The following is a 17,700-nucleotide window of genomic DNA, read 5'->3' as shown; positions in this document are numbered from 1 at the left end:
CTCTATGCTTGTAACTTGTTGATCGTCAAAATAATGCAAAACAAACAGCCGGTCCCGTTGACAGGTATTTAGACTTGGTCTAAATTGAACTTGATGATTTAGACTCATTCTAAATCAGAATCATTCGCAACCGTTGTATTGAGAGGAGATGACCATGTCCCTTAAAGGCAGCCAGACTGAAGGAAATCTGAAGGACGCATTTGCAGGTGAATCCCAGGCCAACCGTCGTTACCTGTACTTCGCCGCCAAGGCGGACGTGGAAGGCTTCAACGACGTTGCCGCCGTGTTCCGTTCCACCGCCGAAGGTGAGACCGGCCATGCCCACGGTCACCTGGAATACCTCGAGGAATGTGGCGATCCGGCCACCGGTCTGCCTTTCGGCGGTACCGAAGCCAATCTGAAGACCGCCATCGCCGGCGAGACCCACGAATACACCGACATGTATCCGGGTATGGCCAAGACCGCACGCGATGAAGGTTTCGACGAGATTGCCGACTGGTTCGAAACCCTGGCCAAGGCGGAGCGTTCCCACGCCAACCGCTTCCAGAAGGCCCTGGACACCCTGGGTCAGTAAGCCCTGTTGATCGCCCGGGTTTTTGCCCGGGCGATCTTCCTTTGTCTTCGCAACGCCGTTAACCGATATTTGAGGAGTCCGGTATGTCTGCGCCCACCGAAGGACAGCGAGAAGGGAATCTCGAAGCCCCGACGCGCCACCCGCTGAACTGGCAAGACCCCGAGTTTTACGACGAGTCAGCCCTGTTCAAGGAATTGGAGCGGGTCTACGACATCTGTCACGGGTGTCGACGTTGCGTGAGTCTGTGCAATTCTTTTCCCACGCTGTTCGATCTGGTGGACGAGTCCGAGACCATGGAGGTCGACGGCGTCAAGAAGGAAGATTACTGGCAGGTCGTGGACCACTGTTACCTCTGCGACCTGTGCTACATGACCAAGTGCCCCTACGTGCCGCCGCATCCCTGGGAAGTGGATTTCCCGCATCTCATGCTGCGTGCCAAGGCGGTGCGTTACAAGCAGCAGGGCGCCAGCTTCCGCGACCGCATGCTGAGTTCGACGGATACCGTCGGGCGGCTGGCGGGCATCCCGGTCGTTGTCCAGGCCGTGAATGCCGCCAACAGCAACCCCTCCATGCGCAAGATGCTGGAGAAGACGCTGGGCGTGGATGCCGGTGCGATCCTGCCGAAGTATCATTCCAAGACCGGCCGCGACCGGCTCAAGGGGCATCACAGTACGGTGACCCCCGAACCGACCGAGGAGACGACCGGGCGCGTGGCGCTGTTCGCCACCTGCTACGGTAACTACAACGAACCGCACCTGGCCGAAGATCTGCTCAAGGTGTTCGAGCACAACGGCATCGAGGTGACGACCGTCGAGAAGGAGCAGTGCTGCGGCATGCCCAAGCTCGAGCTCGGCGACCTGGATGCCGTGGCGGCCGCGAAGGACGCCAACATTCCCCAGCTTCTGCGCATGATCGATGCGGGTTACGACATCATCGCCCCGGTGCCTTCCTGCGTGCTGATGTTCAAGCAGGAACTGCCGTTGATGTTTCCGGACGATGCGGATGTGCAGCGCGTGAAGGCGCGCATCTTCGACCCGTTCGAGTACCTGATGCTGCGCCACAAGGACGGCAAGCTGAACACCGATTTCAAACAGTCGCTCGGCAAGGTGGCCTACCATGCCTCCTGCCACCTGCGCGTGCAGAATATGGGGCTCAAGACCCGGGATCTGCTCGGCATGGTGCCGGACACCGAACTCGAGGTGATCGAGCGCTGTTCGGGCCACGACGGAACCTATGCGGTGAAGCAGGAGTTTCACGAGATTTCCATGAAAATCTGCCGGCCGGTGGTCAGCCGGGTCCAGAAGGCGGAAGTCGACCACTACTCGAGCGACTGCCCCATGGCCGGGCATCAGATCGAAAATGGTCTCAAGGACGACCGCGAACCGGAACACCCCTTGACGCTGTTGCGCAAGGCGTATGGTCTGTAACCCGTTATAAGGAGAACAAACAAAATGACTAGCGAAGGCTATCACGAACCCCTGGAAGAGCTGACCGTCGAAACGCGCGACATGCACCGCGCGCTGGTTTCCCTGATGGAGGAACTGGAAGCGGTCGACTGGTATCAGCAGCGTGTCGACGCCTGTGCGGACGAAGAGCTCAAAGCGATCCTGGCGCACAATCGTGACGAAGAAAAGGAACATGCGGCCATGGTGCTGGAGTGGATTCGCCGCCACGATCCCAAGTTCGACAAGGAGCTGCGGGACTACCTGTTCACCGACAAGCCCATCGCCACGCTCGAGAAATCGGTCAAGGGCTGAAACGCTTCGGAGGTCGCTATGAACGCTGCGCAACTGAGCCGCGAGGATCTGTATTCCCTGGAAAAGTATGCCGAGGTGCGTCCCGACTTTCGTGCCAAGATCATGGCGCACAAGAAGGTGCGCGTGGTACCGGTCGGCCCTAACGTGACCCTGCACTTCGAGGACCGCATGACCATGCAGTATCAGATCCAGGAGATGCTGCGTGCGGAAAAGATCTTCGAGGCGGCGGGTATTCAGGAAGAGCTCGATGCGTACAACCCGCTTATTCCGGACGGGCAGAACTGGAAAGCGACGATGATGATCGAGTTCGACGATCCGGCGGAACGGCGTCGCCGGCTTGCCGTTCTTCACGGTATTGAAGTCAAGACTTGGGTGCAGGTCGCGGGATTCGACAAGGTGTTCCCTATTGCGAACGAGGATCTGGATCGCGAGACCGAAGAGAAGACCTCGTCGGTGCATTTCCTGCGCTTCGAGCTTACCCCGGAAATGTGCGCCGCCGCCAAGCAGGGTGCGGCTATCGGCATAGGAATTTCGCACCCGGAATACAACCACGCCATCGAGGCCCTGCCTGATGTCGTGCGTGACTCGCTGGTCAGTGATCTGGACTGACCGGGCACTCATTCGTGTTCGCACAAGGCCGGCTTTTGCCGGCCTTGTGCGTTTGGGATGTTAGTGAGTGAGCCAGCGCACCGGCGCCAGGCTGAGATCGGGCCAGTAGGTGATGATCAGCACCGCGGCCAGCAGAATGAAGAAATAGGGCAGGGTGGCGCGGTACAGCTTCAGTACCGGTTCGTCGAACCGGTAGCTGGCGATGAACAGGTTCATTCCCACAGGCGGTGTGAAGTAGCCGATCTGCATGTTGGCCAGGAAGATGATGCCGAGATGCAGGGGATTGATGCCGTATTGCAGTGCCACCGGTAACAGGATCGGCACCATGATGACCAGCGCCGAGAAGATGTCGAGCATGGTGCCGAGCACCAGCAAAAAGATGTTCAGCAGCACCAGGAAGGTCAGGCGGCTGTCGATGTGCTGGCTGATGAAGTGAAAGATATGGGTGGGCACCTCGGCGTCGATCAGATAGTTGGTCGATGCCAGCGACATGCCGAGTATGATGAGGATGCCGCCCACCATGATCATCGATTCGCGCATGACGCGGGGCAGGTCATGCCACGCGATCTCGCGTTTGATGAGAACCTCCACGACGAACACGTAAAGCGCGGTGACGGCCGCTGCCTCTGATACGCCGATGAACCCACCGTAGATTCCGCCGAGGATGACGACGGGCAGGGGCAGTTCCCAGGCCGACTCGCGCAGGCTTTCCCGGATGGCCGGTTTGTCCTCGTCGTCGAGCGCCTGCCGCGGGCGTTGCCAGATGCTGTAGATCGATAGCAGGACGAGCATCAACAGCCCCGGCCCCAGACCGGCGATGAACAGTTGGTTGATGTTGACCGGTGCGCCGATCCCCAGTTGCTGCGCCACGACACCGTACAGGATGAGCGGCAGCGAAGGTGCGAACAGCAGGCCCAGGCTGCCGGAGGAGGTCACCAGCCCGAGGCCGAAACGTTCACTGTAGCCCGCCGCAACCAGGGCGGGGTAGAGCAGGGCGCCGAGCGCCACGATGGTGATGCCGGAGGCGCCGGTGAAGGCGGTGAACAGCGCGCACGAGACCAGCGAGACGATCGGCAATCCGCCGGGCATCCAGCCCAGCAGGCTGCGGGTCAGCCGCACCAGCCTGCGCGGCGCGTTGCTCTCGCCCAGCAGATAACCGGCGAAGGTGAACAGCGGGATCGCAACCAGGATCGGCATCTGCGAGATGCGGTAGAACTCCAGCACCACGGCCTGCAGATCGATGTCCTCGGCATGAAAGCCGAACAGGGCGCTGGCGGCGATGATCGCGAACAGCGGGGCGCTCAGCAGCGCCAGGATCAGCAGGACGAGACCGTAGACCATCAGTCGGACCGGCCGAGCTGGAGCAGATGGCGCTGGGTCAGGATGAGGTAGCGCAGGGTGATAAGGGCGAAACCGAAGGGCAGGATCAGTTCTACGACCCAGGCCGGGAACTGCCCGAAGGCGAGGCTGTGGGCGTGATAATCGCCGACCAGCAGCCGGCCCGCCTGCCAGGCGATGATGGCGCAGACCGCGGCGGTAAACAACGCGGTCGCAGCGTTGACCGCCGCGCGCGGGCGCGGGGCGAGCCGGCTGGTCAGTACGTCGATGCGAATGTGTTTGTCGTCACGGCTGGCGGCGATGGCGCCGAGCAACGTCAGCCACAGCAGCATGATCTGCAGCACCGGGTCCGCCCAGAGCAGGCCGCTGTCGAAGACGTTGCGCAGGATGATCTGCAGGCATGCCAGCAGGATCATCCCGCTCAGCATCAAGGCCAGCAGACCATCCTCGATCCGCTCGATGATTCGCAATAATCGCGTAAACATGACTCACTTGCTGGCGTGTTGCTGCCGATAGGCCTTGATGTGTTTTTCCAGCGTCTGGTAGGCGGCCTGCGAGAAGGTGCCTTCTCTGCTCAGGCGAATGGTGACCTTGCCGGCCAGCGCGTGCCAGCGATCCAGTTCCTCGGCCTGCGGTCGTACCAGTTGCAAGCCGCGCTGTTTGAGGACCTGCAGCGCCTTTTGGTTGTCCTGTTCGTTGAGGCGGCTGAGGGTATTGAAGGTCTGCGCCAGGACCTTTTTGACCACCGTCCGGTCGGCAGGGCTGAGCCGTTCGAAATCACGGCGATTCACCACGAATATGCCCATCAGGTAGGCCAGCGGAACGTCGGTCACTGCGCCGAGCTTGGTGTACCACTGCAGGGCGATGGCGGCGGTGGGCGTGACCTCGACCGTGTCGATCATGCCGGTTTGCAGACCCATGTACACGTCGGACATGGCGAGCGGAATCGGGGTGTCGCCCATTTCCTGGAAGATAGCCTCCGTCATGGCGTCGCCCTGCGGCACCCAGATCTTGTGGGTACGCAGTTCCTCGATATTCCGAATCGGCGTATTCGACATCACGTAGGCGAAGCCGCCGCTGGAGATGCCCAGCGTCACCAGGCCGTGCCGCTTCAGGCCGTCGCGGACAAAGCCATCCATTTCCGCGCGAACCGCATTCGCCTCCTTGTACGAGTCGAACAGGAAGGGAATGTTGAAGATCTGGATGTCGGGGAAAACGCCGGCCAGCGAGCCGCTGGTCAGGGCGCCGCCCTGCAACTGGCCGATGCGCATCTTGCGCAGCACCGCCTGGTCGTTACCCATCACCCCGCCGGTATAGAACTTGAACCTGACGCGTCCCTCGGTCTGTTTTTCGATCTGATCGGCGGCGGCGCGCATTTCCTGCATCCAGGTCGTGCCGTCCGGAGCGAGGGTGGCGATCTTGAAGGTCTTGGCATGTGCCGCGGGCAGACAGCCGGCGATCAGGCCGAGGAAAACAACGAGGCTATAAAGGGTGCGGCGCGATATCACGGGTGGGTCTCCGGCTTCAAAAATGGCGATCGACGTCTTTTAGCAACTGAGTGGCCTGTTGCTGGGCCATGACATTGGTGAGCGTGAATCCCGGCGCCTGCGGCGTGGCGGCCAGTACCTCATGCAGCAGCTTTTCGTACAGCGCCTTGTCCTGCACCAGCGGTGCGTAGTAGCGGGCGTACATTACCTTGGCCATCAGGTTGCGGCCTTTGGAAAAGGCCACGGCCTGTTCGAAATCCTGCTTGGCCACCGCAGGCTGACCGCCCATGGCCGGCGGCAGCAGGCTGTCGATGATGCCCAGATATTGATAGGCGCCTCCCTGATCATAGCCCGGTTCCAGGATGACGACGCGCCGGAACAGGGCGGTGATCTTGGGCAGGTCGGCGATGGCGTTCCAGTCGCCGCGCCGCGCCTGCAGCCAGGCGGCCCAGGCGACGGCGGCGGCGTAGGCCGCGGGGACCTGGTCCTTGTCCAGTTTGTCCACGGCGGCGACGAACTGGTCGGTGCGGCCGTTCAACGCACGGCACACGGTTTCATCCACGGCGCACAGGGCGCGCTGACCGTAGTCCTTGCCGCGCGCGGTGAGGCGTTGGAGACGTTCCGGCTTTGTCACGAACCAGGAGGCGTAGGCGCTGTAGAGCTGGGCACCGGAAGCGAGCAGCTTGGGATTGCGCGGATCGTTGGCGATCAGTCCGTCGACCATGACCAGGTAGCTGGGCAGGGCCTCGCGCACGGTGGCGGGATCGTCCTGGTCGAGGATGGCGTCCGACAGATTGCCGGCCAGGCGCGAGGTCGCCGTGCTGGTCAGGCTGGCGCAACCGGACAGCAGCCACAGGCTGGTCAGCAGGATAAGAAGCGGCCTGACCGCCTTCGAAATATGCATGTCCGGGTCGAACTCAAACTCAACGGGGGGAGCATAACCTAGTGGGGGCGGATGTCACTTGCAAGTGACGATAACGTGACAGTGTGTTTACAGCTGGCCGATCGCTTCTTCCAGACGACTGGTCGCCACGATCTCCATCCCCTTGATGCCACCCTTGGGCGCATTGCCCTTGGGAATGATGGCGCGTTTGAAGCCGTGCTTGGCGGCCTCCTTCAGGCGTTCCTGACCGTTCGGCACCGGGCGGATCTCGCCGGCGAGGCCGACCTCGCCGAACACCACCAGATCGGCCGGCAGCGAACGGTCGCGCAGGCTGGACAGCGCAGCGAGCAGGACCGCCAGGTCGGCGGCGGTCTCGCTGACCCGCACGCCCCCGACCACGTTCACGAATACGTCCTGGTCGTACATGGCGACCCCGCCGTGGCGGTGCATCACCGCCAGCAGCATGGCCAGGCGGTTCTGCTCCAGGCCCACCGTCACCCGGCGGGGATGGGCGCCGTGGCTGTCGTCCACCAGCGCCTGCACCTCGACCAGCAGCGGCCGGGTGCCTTCGCGGGTGACCATGATCACGCTGCCGGAGACGGGCGCCTCGTGGCGGGACAGGAAAATCGCCGACGGGTTGCTGACCCCCTTGAGCCCCTTGTCCCCCATGGCGAACACGCCGAGTTCGTTGACCGCGCCGAAACGGTTCTTGACCGCGCGCAACACCCGGTAGCGCCCGCCGGGATCGCCTTCGAAATACAGCACGGTGTCCACCATGTGCTCGAGGACGCGCGGTCCGGCCAGAGTGCCTTCCTTGGTCACGTGACCGACCAGGAACAGGGCCGTGTTGGTCTGCTTGGCGTAGCGCACCAGTTGGGCGGCTGATTCGCGTACCTGCGATACTGAGCCCGGCGCCGAACCGAGCAGTTCGGTGTACAGGGTCTGGATCGAGTCGATCACCATGACCTGTGGCCGTTCCTGCTCGGCCGTCGCCAGGATGCGCTCGACGTGGGTCTCCGTGAACAGGCGCAGGCCTTCCAGCGGCAGGTCCAGACGGCGGGCGCGCAGGCTGACCTGCTGCAGAGATTCCTCGCCCGTGACGTACAGGCCCTTGAGCCCGGTCAGCGCCGCCAGGGCCTGCAGCAGCAGGGTCGATTTGCCGATGCCCGGGTCGCCGCCCAGCAGGACCACCGAGCCGTGCACCAGGCCGCCGCCCAGCACGCGGTCGAATTCTTCCATGCCGATCAGGGTGCGCGGGTCGGCCTCGAGCGCGACATCGGCGATGGAACGTACCGGACTCTCACCGGCATAGCCCATGAAGCGGGGATTCTTGGTGGTCGGTGGCGCCGTGGCCACCTCTTCCAGGGTGTTCCAGGCGCCGCATTCGCCGCACTGGCCGCTCCACTTGGGGTGCAGGGCGCCGCAGGCGGTGCATTGATACTGGGTCTTGACCTTAGCCACGGCCGCCTCGTTCCTTGGCGGCGTCTTCCGTGTAGCGCGCCAGGCGCGGGGAGAGCCGCGCCGTTTTCACCGCGTTGCCCTTGGTCTGGACGATCTCGATCGGATATCCCTCGATCAGCACGCTGGTGCCGGGTTCGGGGATCATTTCCAGGTGCTCCAGGATCAGGCCGTTGAGGGTGCGCGGTCCTTCGGTCGGCAGTTCCCAGCCCAGGGTGCGATTGATTTCACGGATATGCGTGCCGCCGTCCACCAGATAGGTCTGGTCCTCCTGCGGCAGGATGTCGCGCGAGAGTTCCGAGGGGTCAGTGGTGAACTCGCCGACGATTTCTTCCAGGATGTCTTCCAGGGTGACCAGGCCCTGGATGTCGCCGTATTCGTCGACCACCACACCGATGCGCCGACGGGTGCGCTGGAAGTTGATGAGCTGGCGGTTGAGCTGCGTCCCCTCCGGTATGAAGTAGGGTTCGCGCACGACCGCCATCAGGGCCTCGTGGCTCAGCTCTCCCCGGGCGATCAGAGGCAGCAGGCGGCGGATATGGACGAATCCGTGCACGGTGTCGATGCTGCCGTGATACAGCGGCAGACGGGTGTAGGGGCTTTGCAGGATCTGGTCGCGGATGTCGTCCAGGCCTTCTTCCAGGTCGATGCCGACGATCTCGTTGCGCGGCACCATGATGTCCTCGACGGTCGCCTTTTCCAGGTCCAGGATGCTGAGCAGCATCTTCTGGTGCTTGCGCGGAATCAGGCCGCTGGCCTCGTTGACCACCGTGCGCAGTTCCTCCTGGCTGAGCGCCTGCCCATCTTCCACCGCCGCGCTCAGTCCCAGCAGCCGCAGCAGGGTGTTGGCGATCAGATTGACCACCCACACCACCGGGTAGGCCGCGGTCATCAGCGGGACGTAGATGAAGGAGGCGGGGAAGGCGATCTTCTCGGAATGCAGGGCGGCCAGGGTCTTGGGAGCGACTTCGGCGAAGATCAGCAGCACCAGGGTGAGGATGCCGGTGGCGATGGCCAGCCCGGCGTCTCCGAAGTGGCGCAGCGCGAGCAGGGTGGCGACCTGCGTAATCAGGATGTTGACGAAGTTGTTGCCGAGCAGGATCAGACCGATCAGCCGGTCGGGTTTTTCCAGCAGCTTCTGGGCGCGGATGGCGCCTTTGTTGCCGGCCTGGGCGAGGTGCCGCAGCCGGTAGCGGTTGAGGGCCATGAGCGCCGTTTCCGACCCCGAGAAAAAGGCCGACAGCAACAGCAGCACGATGAGGGCCGCGAAAAGCAGGCCGGAGGATATGGAGTCCAAGATCGGTTATGGGTGATTGGGCTTGGCAGCGCAGATTATTACACGGTCGCCGCCCTGGGCTGTCAAGCAGGAGAGGCGCCGGCGCTCAGCGGTGGAGAATGAATTCCAGCACCAGCTTGCTGCCGAAATAGGCCAGCATGAGCGTCAGGAAACCGCCCAGCGTCCAGCGTACCGCGGTGCGCCCGCGCCAGCCGAAACGCCAGCGCCCGACGAGCAGCACGGCGAAGATGAGCCAGGCGATGATCGACAGCACGGTCTTGTGCGCCACGTGCTGGGCGAACATGTCTTCCAGGTAATAAAAGCCGGTCAGCAGGGCCAGGCTGAGCAGCACGAAGCCGAGGCCGATCATGCGAAACAGCAGATCCTCCATGTGCTGTAGCGGAGGCAGGAGGCGGATCAGTCCGCCGGGCTGGTGGTTGTGCAGGTGGCGGTCCTGTACGGCGAGCACCACGGCCTGCAGGGCGGCCAGCGCCAGCAGGCTGTAGGCCAGCAGCGAGACGAAGATATGCACATCCAGGCCGATGGCCGATTGTTCGGGGGTGAAGCGCACCTCGGGGAATATCTGATCGAGCAGCATGGTGACGGCCGCGAGCGGCAGGATCACGATCCCCAGAGGCTCCAGCGAGCGACTGCGCAGGGAAAACAGCAGCAGCCCGGCCATCAGCCAGGCGACCAGCGACAGGGCGTGGAAAAAGCGCAGATTGAGCCCATGGCCGGTGACGATCAGGTGATACAGGTTCAGGCCATGCGCCAGCCAGGCGATCAGCCAGAAGCCCAGGACGGCATAAGGCGCGAGCGGTTCGGCGCCGCGCAGCACGTGGCGCAGGCGCAGGCCGATGAAGGCGGTGCTCAACAGATAGCAGATGATGCCGGTGATGCTCAACAACACGGGTTTGCCGGAAGTCGCTTTGAATAAGCGCCCGATGATTGCACATCCACCGCGGGGGTTGAAGTCTCGGCGTGGCATGGCGGCCGGGCGCAGGATGTGAAGCACGTCACATTTTTGTGGGCGGATTCTGCGCGTGGCTGGTCAATCTGCGATCATTAGTCAGATGTACGCGGCCCACCACCTGGAAGTGCCATGCGGTTGAGAGTGCTCGGATGTAGCGGAGGCGTCAGCAGGGACCGGCGGACCACCTGCTTTCTGCTGGACGACGATACCCTGATCGACTGTGGAACGGGGGTGGGTGAGCTGTCGCTGGAGGAGATGTCGCGTCTGCGCCACATCTTTCTGACCCACACGCATCTGGATCATATCGCCGGCCTGCCGCTGCTGATCGATACCCTCTATCGGCAGCTGGAGGCGCAGCCGCTTACCGTCCATGCCCTGCCCGAGAGCTGCGAGACCCTGAAGCGGCATATTTTCAACTGGCAGATCTGGCCTGACTTCTTTTCGCTGCCGGAGGCCGATCATGCCGCGGCGCACTTCGAGACCCTGGATTTCGGCGAGGTCTGCGAGATCGAGAACGGCCGCCGCCTGGAGATGATCCGGGTCAACCATACCGTGCCGACCGCGGGTTATTTCGTCACCCAGGGCGACAGCAGCTTCGCCTTCAGCGGCGACACCACCACCAACGATTCGCTGTGGGATTTTCTGAACGCCAAGGGGCGGTTGGATCTGCTGCTGATGGAATGCGCCTTCAGCAACGAAGAGCGCCAGCTCAGCGAGGTCGCCAAGCACTACTGCCCCGATACCCTGTCGGAGGATATCGCCAAGCTGCAGCTGCATCCGCAGCTGGCCATCTCCCACCTCAAGCCGGGGGACGAGGACCGCACCCTGGAGGAGTTGCGGGTTGCGTTGCCCGGATTCGAACCCCGCCCGCTGCGGGGCGGCGAGGTCTTTGAGTTATAATGAGCCCTTTGGCGGACCGCGGTCCGTGACATCGCAACCGGCTTTACTTCATGTTCGAGAATCTCAATGAACGCCTTGCCGCGACAGTCAAGAAACTGCGCGGCAACGCACGTCTGACCGAAGACAATATCAAGGACACGCTGCGCGAGGTGCGCATGGCGCTCCTCGAGGCCGACGTGGCCCTGCCCGTGGTCAAGTCCTTCATCGACCGCGTGCGCGAGCGCGCCGTCGGCCAGGAGGTGCTGACCAGCCTCAGCCCCGGTCAGGCCCTGATCAAGGTCGTGCACGATGAGCTGGTCCAGCTCATGGGCGAGGCCAACGAATCCCTGCAGCTCAACGTCCAGCCGCCGGCGGTCATCCTCATGGCCGGCCTGCAGGGCGCAGGCAAGACCACCACCGTAGGCAAGCTGGCCCGCTGGCTCAAGGAGCGCGCCGGCAAGTCGGTCGGCGTGGTGAGCTGCGACGTCTACCGCCCGGCTGCCATCAAGCAGCTGGAGACGGTGGCCGGGGAGGTGGGCGTCGAATTCCTGCCCAGCGCTTCCGACCAGAAACCCGTGAACATCGCGGCGGACGCGGTGGAACAGGCGCGCAAGCGCTTTTTCGACGTGCTGATCGTCGATACCGCCGGCCGCCTGCATATCGACGCGGAGATGATGGCTGAGATCAAGGCCATCCATGCCGCGATCTCCCCCGTCGAGACCCTCTTCGTGGTCGACGCCATGACCGGCCAGGACGCGGCCAATACCGCGCAGGCCTTCAACGAGGCCCTGCCGCTGACCGGCGTGATCCTGACCAAGGCCGACGGCGACGCCCGCGGCGGCGCGGCGCTGTCGGTGCGTCAGATCACCGGCAAGCCCATCAAGTTTCTCGGCGTCGGCGAGAAAAACACGGCCCTGGAGGCCTTTCACCCCGACCGCATCGCCTCGCGCATCCTCGGCATGGGCGACGTCCTCAGCCTGGTCGAGGACGCCCATCGTCAGGTCGACCAGCAGAAGGCGCAGAAACTGGCCAAAAAGCTGGCCAAGGGCAAGGGGTTCGACCTCGCCGACCTGCGCGACCAGATGGAGCAGATGCTCAACATGGGCGGTCTGGCCTCGCTGATGGACAAGCTGCCGGGCATGGGGCAGGTCCCCGACGCGGTCAAGAAGCAGGCTGACGACAGCCAGATCCGGCGCACCATCGCCATTATCAATTCCATGACGCCCCGTGAGCGCCACTTTCCGGACGTGATCAACGGCTCGCGCAAGCGCCGCATCGCGCAGGGATCCGGCACCCAGGTTCAGGACGTCAACCGTCTGCTCAAGCAGCACAAGACCATGAGCAAGACCATGAAGAAGTTCGGCAAGGGCGGCATGGCCAAGATGATGCGGGGCATGAAGGGGGGGATGCCACCGGGCATGCCGTTCTGACGCCCGGCGGGATTTTTTCCCCAAACCCCTTCTAATTTTTTGTAAATCGCGTACAATTCGCCGTTTTCCCGCCGGACGGGGGTTCCGTCGACGGCGGATGACGCAGACACTTAAGGATTTCGGCGTAAACCTATGATCAGCATTCGACTTGCCCGTACCGGCGCCAAGCAGCGTCCCTTCTTCCATGTGGTGGTCACGGACAGCCGCAAGCGTCGTGACAGCGGCTATATCGAGCGTTTGGGCTATTTCAATCCCATCGCCACCGGTGGCGAGACCCGCCTGCATCTGGATGAAGGACGCATCGAGCACTGGCTGCAGCAGGGCGCCAAGGCCTCCGAGCGCGTGGCCACCCTGATCAAAGAGGCGCAGAAGGCCAAGGCCTGAGCCGCCTAGCGGCGTTCCCGCCCGTATGGCCGGAGATGCCGAAAAGCGCGTTGTCCTGGGCCGCGTCAGCGGCCTTTACGGCGTTAAGGGGTGGGTCAAGGTCTTTTCCGAGACCCAGCCCCGTGAAAATATTTTGAGCTACTCACCCTGGCAGCTGAAGATCCAGGGCGAGTGGCAGACCCGGACCGTCGAGACCGGTCGCCGCCAGGGCAAGGGCGTCGTCGCCAAGCTCGAGGGTTGCGATGAGCGCGATGCGGCGGCCGCCCTGATGGGGGCCGAGATCGCGGTAAGCCGCGATCAGCTGCCGCCGCTGGAGTCGGGAGAGTATTACTGGGCCGACCTCGTCGGTCTGCAGGTCGAAACCCTGGACGGGGTACCGCTGGGCGTCGTCGATCATCTGTTCGAGACCGGCGCCAACGACGTGGTGGTCGTGAAAGGGGCGCGGGAGCGGTTGATTCCGTTCGTCCGGCCCGAGGTGGTTCGGGAGATCGATCTCGCCGCGGGCAGGATGCGGGTCGACTGGGACCCGGAGTTCTAGGCCATGCATATCGAGGTCGTGACACTGTTTCCGGAACGGGTCATACCCGTCGGCGAGTACGGCGTCACCGGCCGGGCGGCCACCAAAGGGCTGCTCAGCGTCGGCTGCTGGAACCCGCGGGACTATACCCACGACCGGCACCGAACCGTGGATGACCGCCCGTACGGCGGCGGCCCCGGCATGGTGATGAAGTACGAGCCGCTGCGCGACGCGGTGCTGGATGCCAAGGCGGCGGCCGGACCGGCAGCGCCGGTGGTCTACCTGAGTCCGCAGGGGCGACGGCTGGACCAGGACAAGGCACGGGAGCTGGCGAAGCTGCCGGGGCTGGTGCTGGTGACCGGGCGTTACGAGGGCATCGACGAGCGTTTCGTCGACGTCCATGTCGATGAAGAGCTGTCGCTCGGCGATTACGTGCTGAGCGGTGGTGAACTCGCCGCCATGGTGGTGATCGACGTGGTCGCCCGTTTGTTGCCCGGGGTGCTGGGCGATGCGGAATCGGCGGAGCAGGATTCGTTCATGGACGGGCTGCTCGACTATCCGCACTATACGCGTCCCGAAGCGGTCGACGGGCGCGCGGTACCCGAGGTACTGCTGACCGGAAATCATGCCGAGGTTCGGCGCTGGCGCCACAAGCAGGCGCTGGGGAGGACCTGGCAAAGACGCCCCGATTTGTTGGCGGGGTGTGAACTGAATGAAGAGGACCAGCGTCTGCTGGAAGAGTTTATCGAGGAATCGGCCGCAAAGGCGGATGACTGACTTGAGGTGAAGGCCATGAGCAACATCATCGAACAGCTTGAACGCGAGCAAATGAACAAAGAGGTTCCCGGCTTCGGCGCCGGCGACACCGTTGTCGTACAGGTGAAGGTCAAAGAAGGCGATCGCGAACGTCTGCAGGCCTTCGAAGGCGTGGTCATCGCCAAGAAGAACCGCGGTCTCAATTCCTCCTTCACGGTGCGCAAGATCTCGCACGGCGAAGGTGTGGAGCGCGTGTTCCAGACTTACAGCCCGACCATCGCCGACATCCAGGTGAAGCGTCGCGGCGACGTGCGTCGCGCCAAGCTCTACTATCTGCGCAGCCGCACCGGTAAGGCGGCGCGTATCAAGGAAAAGGTCTGAGATCTTTTTCTTCGGTTGTTTGAAAAAGGCGCCGCTTGCGGCGCCTTTTTTGTGCATGGGTGTTGGACGTGTTTGTGGCGTTGTTTCGCGCGCTACAGGTCGGCATTTTTAATTTAACGTTAGGTGAACCGCGCGAGGTACTTTCTCTTGCGTGCCCAAGAGAAAGTACCCAAAGAGAAGGGCACCCCAACCGCCTTGGCCCTGCGGGCTGCCCTCGCAACCGCTATCTTGCGACGGGCCCGGTTCGACACGACGTCCTGTCGTGACGAACCTCAGCCCGGCGTCCCTGCCGGGCTGACCCTGCAAGCCATCGGTTGCTCGGCAAGGCGGAACGGGGAGGTTGGTAAGGCGTGAAACGTGAGGGGTGAGGCGAAAAGGCATGACCCCTCCTTACGCCTTGCTCCTAACCCCTCACGCCGAAGGTCCCCGTCGGCCGCGCAGTGCAGCAAGTGCCAATTAGAAACAATCACCCAATAATGCGCGAAACAACTCCACGAATATTGCTAATCGAGAACACGCAAAATAATCCCGCTAGTCCGTCCAATTACAGCCCCCGAAAAATCAGCGCTAACTGCAAATCGCACCCACCCCGCCGACATGTTATATAAATCCCCCGTGTACCCAAGACCAATCAAAGCGCTGATCCCGCTCCTGCTGCTGTGGTGCGCGCTCGCCGTGCCGGCGACGGCGGACACCCTGCAGGGGCCGTCCGGCATGTTGGGTCTGGCCAAGGCCGGCGCGCCGGGGCTGGCCCTTGGCCTGATGGACCGCCTGACGCCCGATCCCGCGGCTCAGCCCGATCAATGGACGGACTGGATGCGGGTGCGCATCCAGGTTCTCGAACAGGCCGGACGCTGGCAGGATCTGCTCGATCAGACGGCCAGGCTTCCCAAGGGTATCGCGCCGGAATTCCGGCAATGGGTGGACGTGCAGCGGGCCCGCGCCCAGCTCGCGCTGGGTCATGCCGCCCGGGCGCGGACGGTGCTGCGCGGCCTCATCCTGCAGGCCGGCGCCAAAACCCCCGACAAGACCTTTCAGTCCTGGCAGCGGCTGATCATCACCAGCTATTTGCGTGAAGATCGGCTGCAGGATGCTCAGACGGCCTTGCAGCGTTATCAGCAGGACTATGGTGAACAGTCTGGCGACGAGGAGCAGTTGCTGCGGGCGCGGGTGCTGCTGCGCCTCGATCAGCCCGGGCGCGCCCTGCGGGTGGTCAAGGGAATCGACGGCGGTGAGGCCAAGGCGCTCGAACTGCTGGCCGGTTTGCGCGCCGGGCGTATCACCCCGAAACAGGCCCAGGCTGTCGTTGAGAAGGCAGTCAAGGCGAAGGGGCTGTCCGATGCGAACCGGGCACGTCTCTGGTACGTGGCTTCGCTCGCATCCAAGGTGTCCCACAATCCGCGCAGCGAAGCACGCCAGTTGGAACAGGTCCTCGCCATCCTCGACGGCCGGCCGCTCGACGACCGCCTGTTCACGCCCTCCGCGGACGCGCTTTGGGACGCCTATCTGGCCGAGGCGCAGAAGTACGGTAATACCCACGGTTTTCTGATCGGCGACGACCAAAGCTGGTTGGGTGCCGGCGCGGCGGCCACCCGCAACAAGCACGATGTGCTGGCTCGTGCCCTGTATGCGCTGGAGGCCCGCAAGGGGGCACAGGCGGAGGCCAGGCTGACGGCCTACCGCAAGTTGGGGCTCTCGCTGATCAAGGCGCCGGGCGGCAAGGCGGTGTTCGACGCCTTGTTCCTGCACAGCAAGCGGTTTCCTCAAATAGCCGACATCCCGCCGGTGATCCGCCATGTGCTGGCCAATCACGCCCTGCAGCAGGGCAACATTCCGCTGGCCTCCCGTCTGCTGGACGGTCTCGACGCCCCACCGCAGGGCGTCGATCCGTTCGATTGGGAGCTGCGCCTGGCGCGCATTCACATTCTCGCCGGGCAGGAGGACCGCGGTATCGACCTGTTGTACGGCATGCTGGCCAAGATGCCCAAACTGGACCACGATCACGCCGCGAATTTCATGCAGGTGATCTTCGACCTGCAGACCGTCAAGCGTAACCAGCAGGCCATCAATCTGTTCACGGCGTTGCAGCCGAGGCTGATCGATCCCCAACAGCAGCGCGAGGTTCTATACTGGATGGCGCAATCGTACGGGGCGCTCGGTCACTATCAGCAGGCCGCCTGGCTTTACCTGCGTTCGGCGATGTATTTCAGCGCCGATGCAGCGGATCCCTGGGGGCAGACGGCGCGGTTCCACGCCGCCGAGATGCTGGCCAAGGCGGGTCTGGTGGACGATGCGCGCAACCTCTATCCAGTTGTTGTTACAGGAATAGGGACATGCCATACGACGCCGTGATCGTCTCGCCTATCGGTCCGCTCGGCCTGCGCTGCGAAGGCGGGCGACTGGCCGAGATCGATTTCCTGCCGGCCGATCACCCCCTGCAGGCACCGACCGGACCGTTCCCGCAACGTGTGGCCGAGCGTCTCAAGGCCTATTTCAAGGACCCGAATACGCGCTTCGATCTGCCGCTGACGCCGGCTGCGACGGCCTTTCAGCAGCGTGTGCGGGAGGCCATGCTGGCCATTCCCGTCGGTCAGACCCGCAGCTACGGGGATATCGCGCGCCGGCTTCACAGCGCCCCGCGCCCCGTGGGCGGCGCCTGTCGGCACAATCCCGTGCCCATTATCGTTCCCTGTCATCGCGTGCTCGCTGCAGCGGGTTTGGGCGGCTACGGCGGGGAGACGCAGGGTCCCGGTCTCGATATCAAGCGCTGGCTGCTGTGTCACGAAGGAACGCCGTTTCCCGACGCATGATGGGGTTTGCCGAACAATGGCGCCTGATGCGAACGGAGGGCGCCCTGACGCTGGTCCTGTCCAATCTGCTGCTGCTGGGGACCCTCGGCCTGCCCTGGCTGTGGCTGGTGTGGCGCGCCTGGCGCATCGGCGCACGGGCCGGCACCGAAACCAGCGGTTGCCATGCCGTGCTGGTGCTGGGAGCACAA

General features: G+C 63.4%; 20 protein-coding genes. 13 read left to right on the top strand and 7 right to left on the bottom strand.

From position 1 onward, the window contains the following. Positions 1 to 154 precede the first annotated feature (154 nt). From P8Y64_04645 to P8Y64_04630, 4 genes are all read left to right on the top strand, one after another. On the top strand, positions 155 to 574 hold the full coding sequence (locus P8Y64_04645; GenBank protein ID MEJ2059757.1) for a rubrerythrin family protein: 420 nt from the start codon (positions 155 to 157) through the stop codon (positions 572 to 574). 83 nt (positions 575 to 657) lie between these two features. Further along, on the top strand, positions 658 to 2,001 hold the full coding sequence (locus P8Y64_04640) for a heterodisulfide reductase-related iron-sulfur binding cluster (GenBank protein ID MEJ2059756.1): 1,344 nt from the start codon (positions 658 to 660) through the stop codon (positions 1,999 to 2,001). 24 nt (positions 2,002 to 2,025) lie between these two features. Beyond that, positions 2,026 to 2,331: a ferritin-like domain-containing protein gene (locus tag P8Y64_04635; protein MEJ2059755.1), complete on the top strand. Its 306-nt coding sequence runs from the start codon at positions 2,026 to 2,028 to the stop codon at positions 2,329 to 2,331. Between the two features lie 18 nt (positions 2,332 to 2,349). Beyond that, on the top strand, positions 2,350 to 2,940 hold the full coding sequence (locus tag P8Y64_04630; GenBank protein ID MEJ2059754.1) for a DUF3501 family protein: 591 nt from the start codon (positions 2,350 to 2,352) through the stop codon (positions 2,938 to 2,940). A gap of 60 nt (positions 2,941 to 3,000) precedes the next feature. Here P8Y64_04630 and P8Y64_04625 read toward each other — a convergent pair whose 3' ends face one another. The 7 genes from P8Y64_04625 to ccsA form a co-directional block, all read right to left on the bottom strand. After that, entirely contained in the window at positions 3,001 to 4,281 is a 1,281-nt protein-coding gene (locus P8Y64_04625; GenBank protein ID MEJ2059753.1) for a TRAP transporter large permease subunit, read from the bottom strand. Beyond that, positions 4,281 to 4,763 carry a TRAP transporter small permease gene (locus P8Y64_04620; GenBank protein MEJ2059752.1) on the bottom strand — a complete coding sequence of 161 codons (483 nt, stop codon included), beginning with the start codon at positions 4,761 to 4,763 and terminating at the stop codon, positions 4,281 to 4,283. Before P8Y64_04620 ends, P8Y64_04625 begins: the two co-directional genes overlap by 1 nt. Positions 4,764 to 4,766: 3 nt before the next feature. Further along, entirely contained in the window at positions 4,767 to 5,786 is a 1,020-nt protein-coding gene (dctP, locus tag P8Y64_04615) for a TRAP transporter substrate-binding protein DctP (GenBank protein MEJ2059751.1), read from the bottom strand. A gap of 16 nt (positions 5,787 to 5,802) precedes the next feature. Then, positions 5,803 to 6,669, bottom strand: a complete 867-nt coding sequence (locus tag P8Y64_04610; protein ID MEJ2059750.1) for a TRAP transporter TatT component family protein — start codon at positions 6,667 to 6,669, stop codon at positions 5,803 to 5,805. 87 nt (positions 6,670 to 6,756) lie between these two features. Beyond that, positions 6,757 to 8,109 carry a DNA repair protein RadA gene (gene radA / locus P8Y64_04605; GenBank protein ID MEJ2059749.1) on the bottom strand — a complete coding sequence of 451 codons (1,353 nt, stop codon included), beginning with the start codon at positions 8,107 to 8,109 and terminating at the stop codon, positions 6,757 to 6,759. Beyond that, positions 8,102 to 9,403 (bottom strand): HlyC/CorC family transporter, encoded by a 1,302-nt coding sequence (locus P8Y64_04600; protein MEJ2059748.1) that lies wholly within the window; start codon positions 9,401 to 9,403, stop codon positions 8,102 to 8,104. Before P8Y64_04600 ends, radA begins: the two co-directional genes overlap by 8 nt. A gap of 85 nt (positions 9,404 to 9,488) precedes the next feature. Further along, positions 9,489 to 10,292, bottom strand: a complete 804-nt coding sequence (gene ccsA / locus P8Y64_04595) for a cytochrome c biogenesis protein CcsA (protein ID MEJ2059747.1) — start codon at positions 10,290 to 10,292, stop codon at positions 9,489 to 9,491. 192 nt (positions 10,293 to 10,484) lie between these two features. Between ccsA and P8Y64_04590 the strand changes: the two genes are divergently transcribed. The 9 genes from P8Y64_04590 to P8Y64_04550 form a co-directional block, all read left to right on the top strand. Then, a complete protein-coding gene (locus P8Y64_04590) occupies positions 10,485 to 11,255 on the top strand; it encodes a 3',5'-cyclic-nucleotide phosphodiesterase (protein ID MEJ2059746.1) in 771 nt (256 codons plus the stop codon). Positions 11,256 to 11,305: 50 nt separating this feature from the next. Continuing rightward, positions 11,306 to 12,664: a signal recognition particle protein gene (gene ffh / locus P8Y64_04585; protein ID MEJ2059745.1), complete on the top strand. Its 1,359-nt coding sequence runs from the start codon at positions 11,306 to 11,308 to the stop codon at positions 12,662 to 12,664. Between the two features lie 132 nt (positions 12,665 to 12,796). Next, positions 12,797 to 13,048, top strand: a complete 252-nt coding sequence (gene rpsP / locus P8Y64_04580; GenBank protein MEJ2059744.1) for a 30S ribosomal protein S16 — start codon at positions 12,797 to 12,799, stop codon at positions 13,046 to 13,048. Positions 13,049 to 13,073: 25 nt separating this feature from the next. Beyond that, positions 13,074 to 13,586, top strand: coding sequence for a ribosome maturation factor RimM (gene rimM / locus P8Y64_04575; GenBank protein ID MEJ2059743.1), 513 nt, complete (start codon positions 13,074 to 13,076; stop codon positions 13,584 to 13,586). Between the two features lie 3 nt (positions 13,587 to 13,589). After that, positions 13,590 to 14,342 carry a tRNA (guanosine(37)-N1)-methyltransferase TrmD gene (gene trmD / locus P8Y64_04570; protein ID MEJ2059742.1) on the top strand — a complete coding sequence of 251 codons (753 nt, stop codon included), beginning with the start codon at positions 13,590 to 13,592 and terminating at the stop codon, positions 14,340 to 14,342. A 15-nt stretch (positions 14,343 to 14,357) separates the two neighbouring features. Beyond that, entirely contained in the window at positions 14,358 to 14,702 is a 345-nt protein-coding gene (gene rplS, locus P8Y64_04565) for a 50S ribosomal protein L19 (GenBank protein MEJ2059741.1), read from the top strand. Positions 14,703 to 15,317: 615 nt separating this feature from the next. Then, a complete protein-coding gene (locus P8Y64_04560; GenBank protein ID MEJ2059740.1) occupies positions 15,318 to 17,054 on the top strand; it encodes a hypothetical protein in 1,737 nt (578 codons plus the stop codon). Further along, the gene (locus P8Y64_04555; protein MEJ2059739.1) at positions 17,036 to 17,512 is read left to right on the top strand and encodes a methylated-DNA--[protein]-cysteine S-methyltransferase; all 477 of its coding nucleotides are present in this window, start codon (positions 17,036 to 17,038) and stop codon (positions 17,510 to 17,512) included. The genes P8Y64_04560 and P8Y64_04555 overlap by 19 nt, the downstream gene beginning before the upstream one ends. Then, the coding region (locus tag P8Y64_04550) for a hypothetical protein (protein MEJ2059738.1) at positions 17,509 to 17,700 on the top strand (192 nt) is incomplete at its 3' end. The genes P8Y64_04555 and P8Y64_04550, both read left to right, overlap by 4 nt.

It is taken from the genome of Gammaproteobacteria bacterium, assembly GCA_037388465.1.
Lineage (GTDB): Bacteria > Pseudomonadota > Gammaproteobacteria > SpSt-1174 > SpSt-1174 > JARRKE01.
This window is presented reverse-complemented; position numbering and strand designations above follow the sequence as displayed.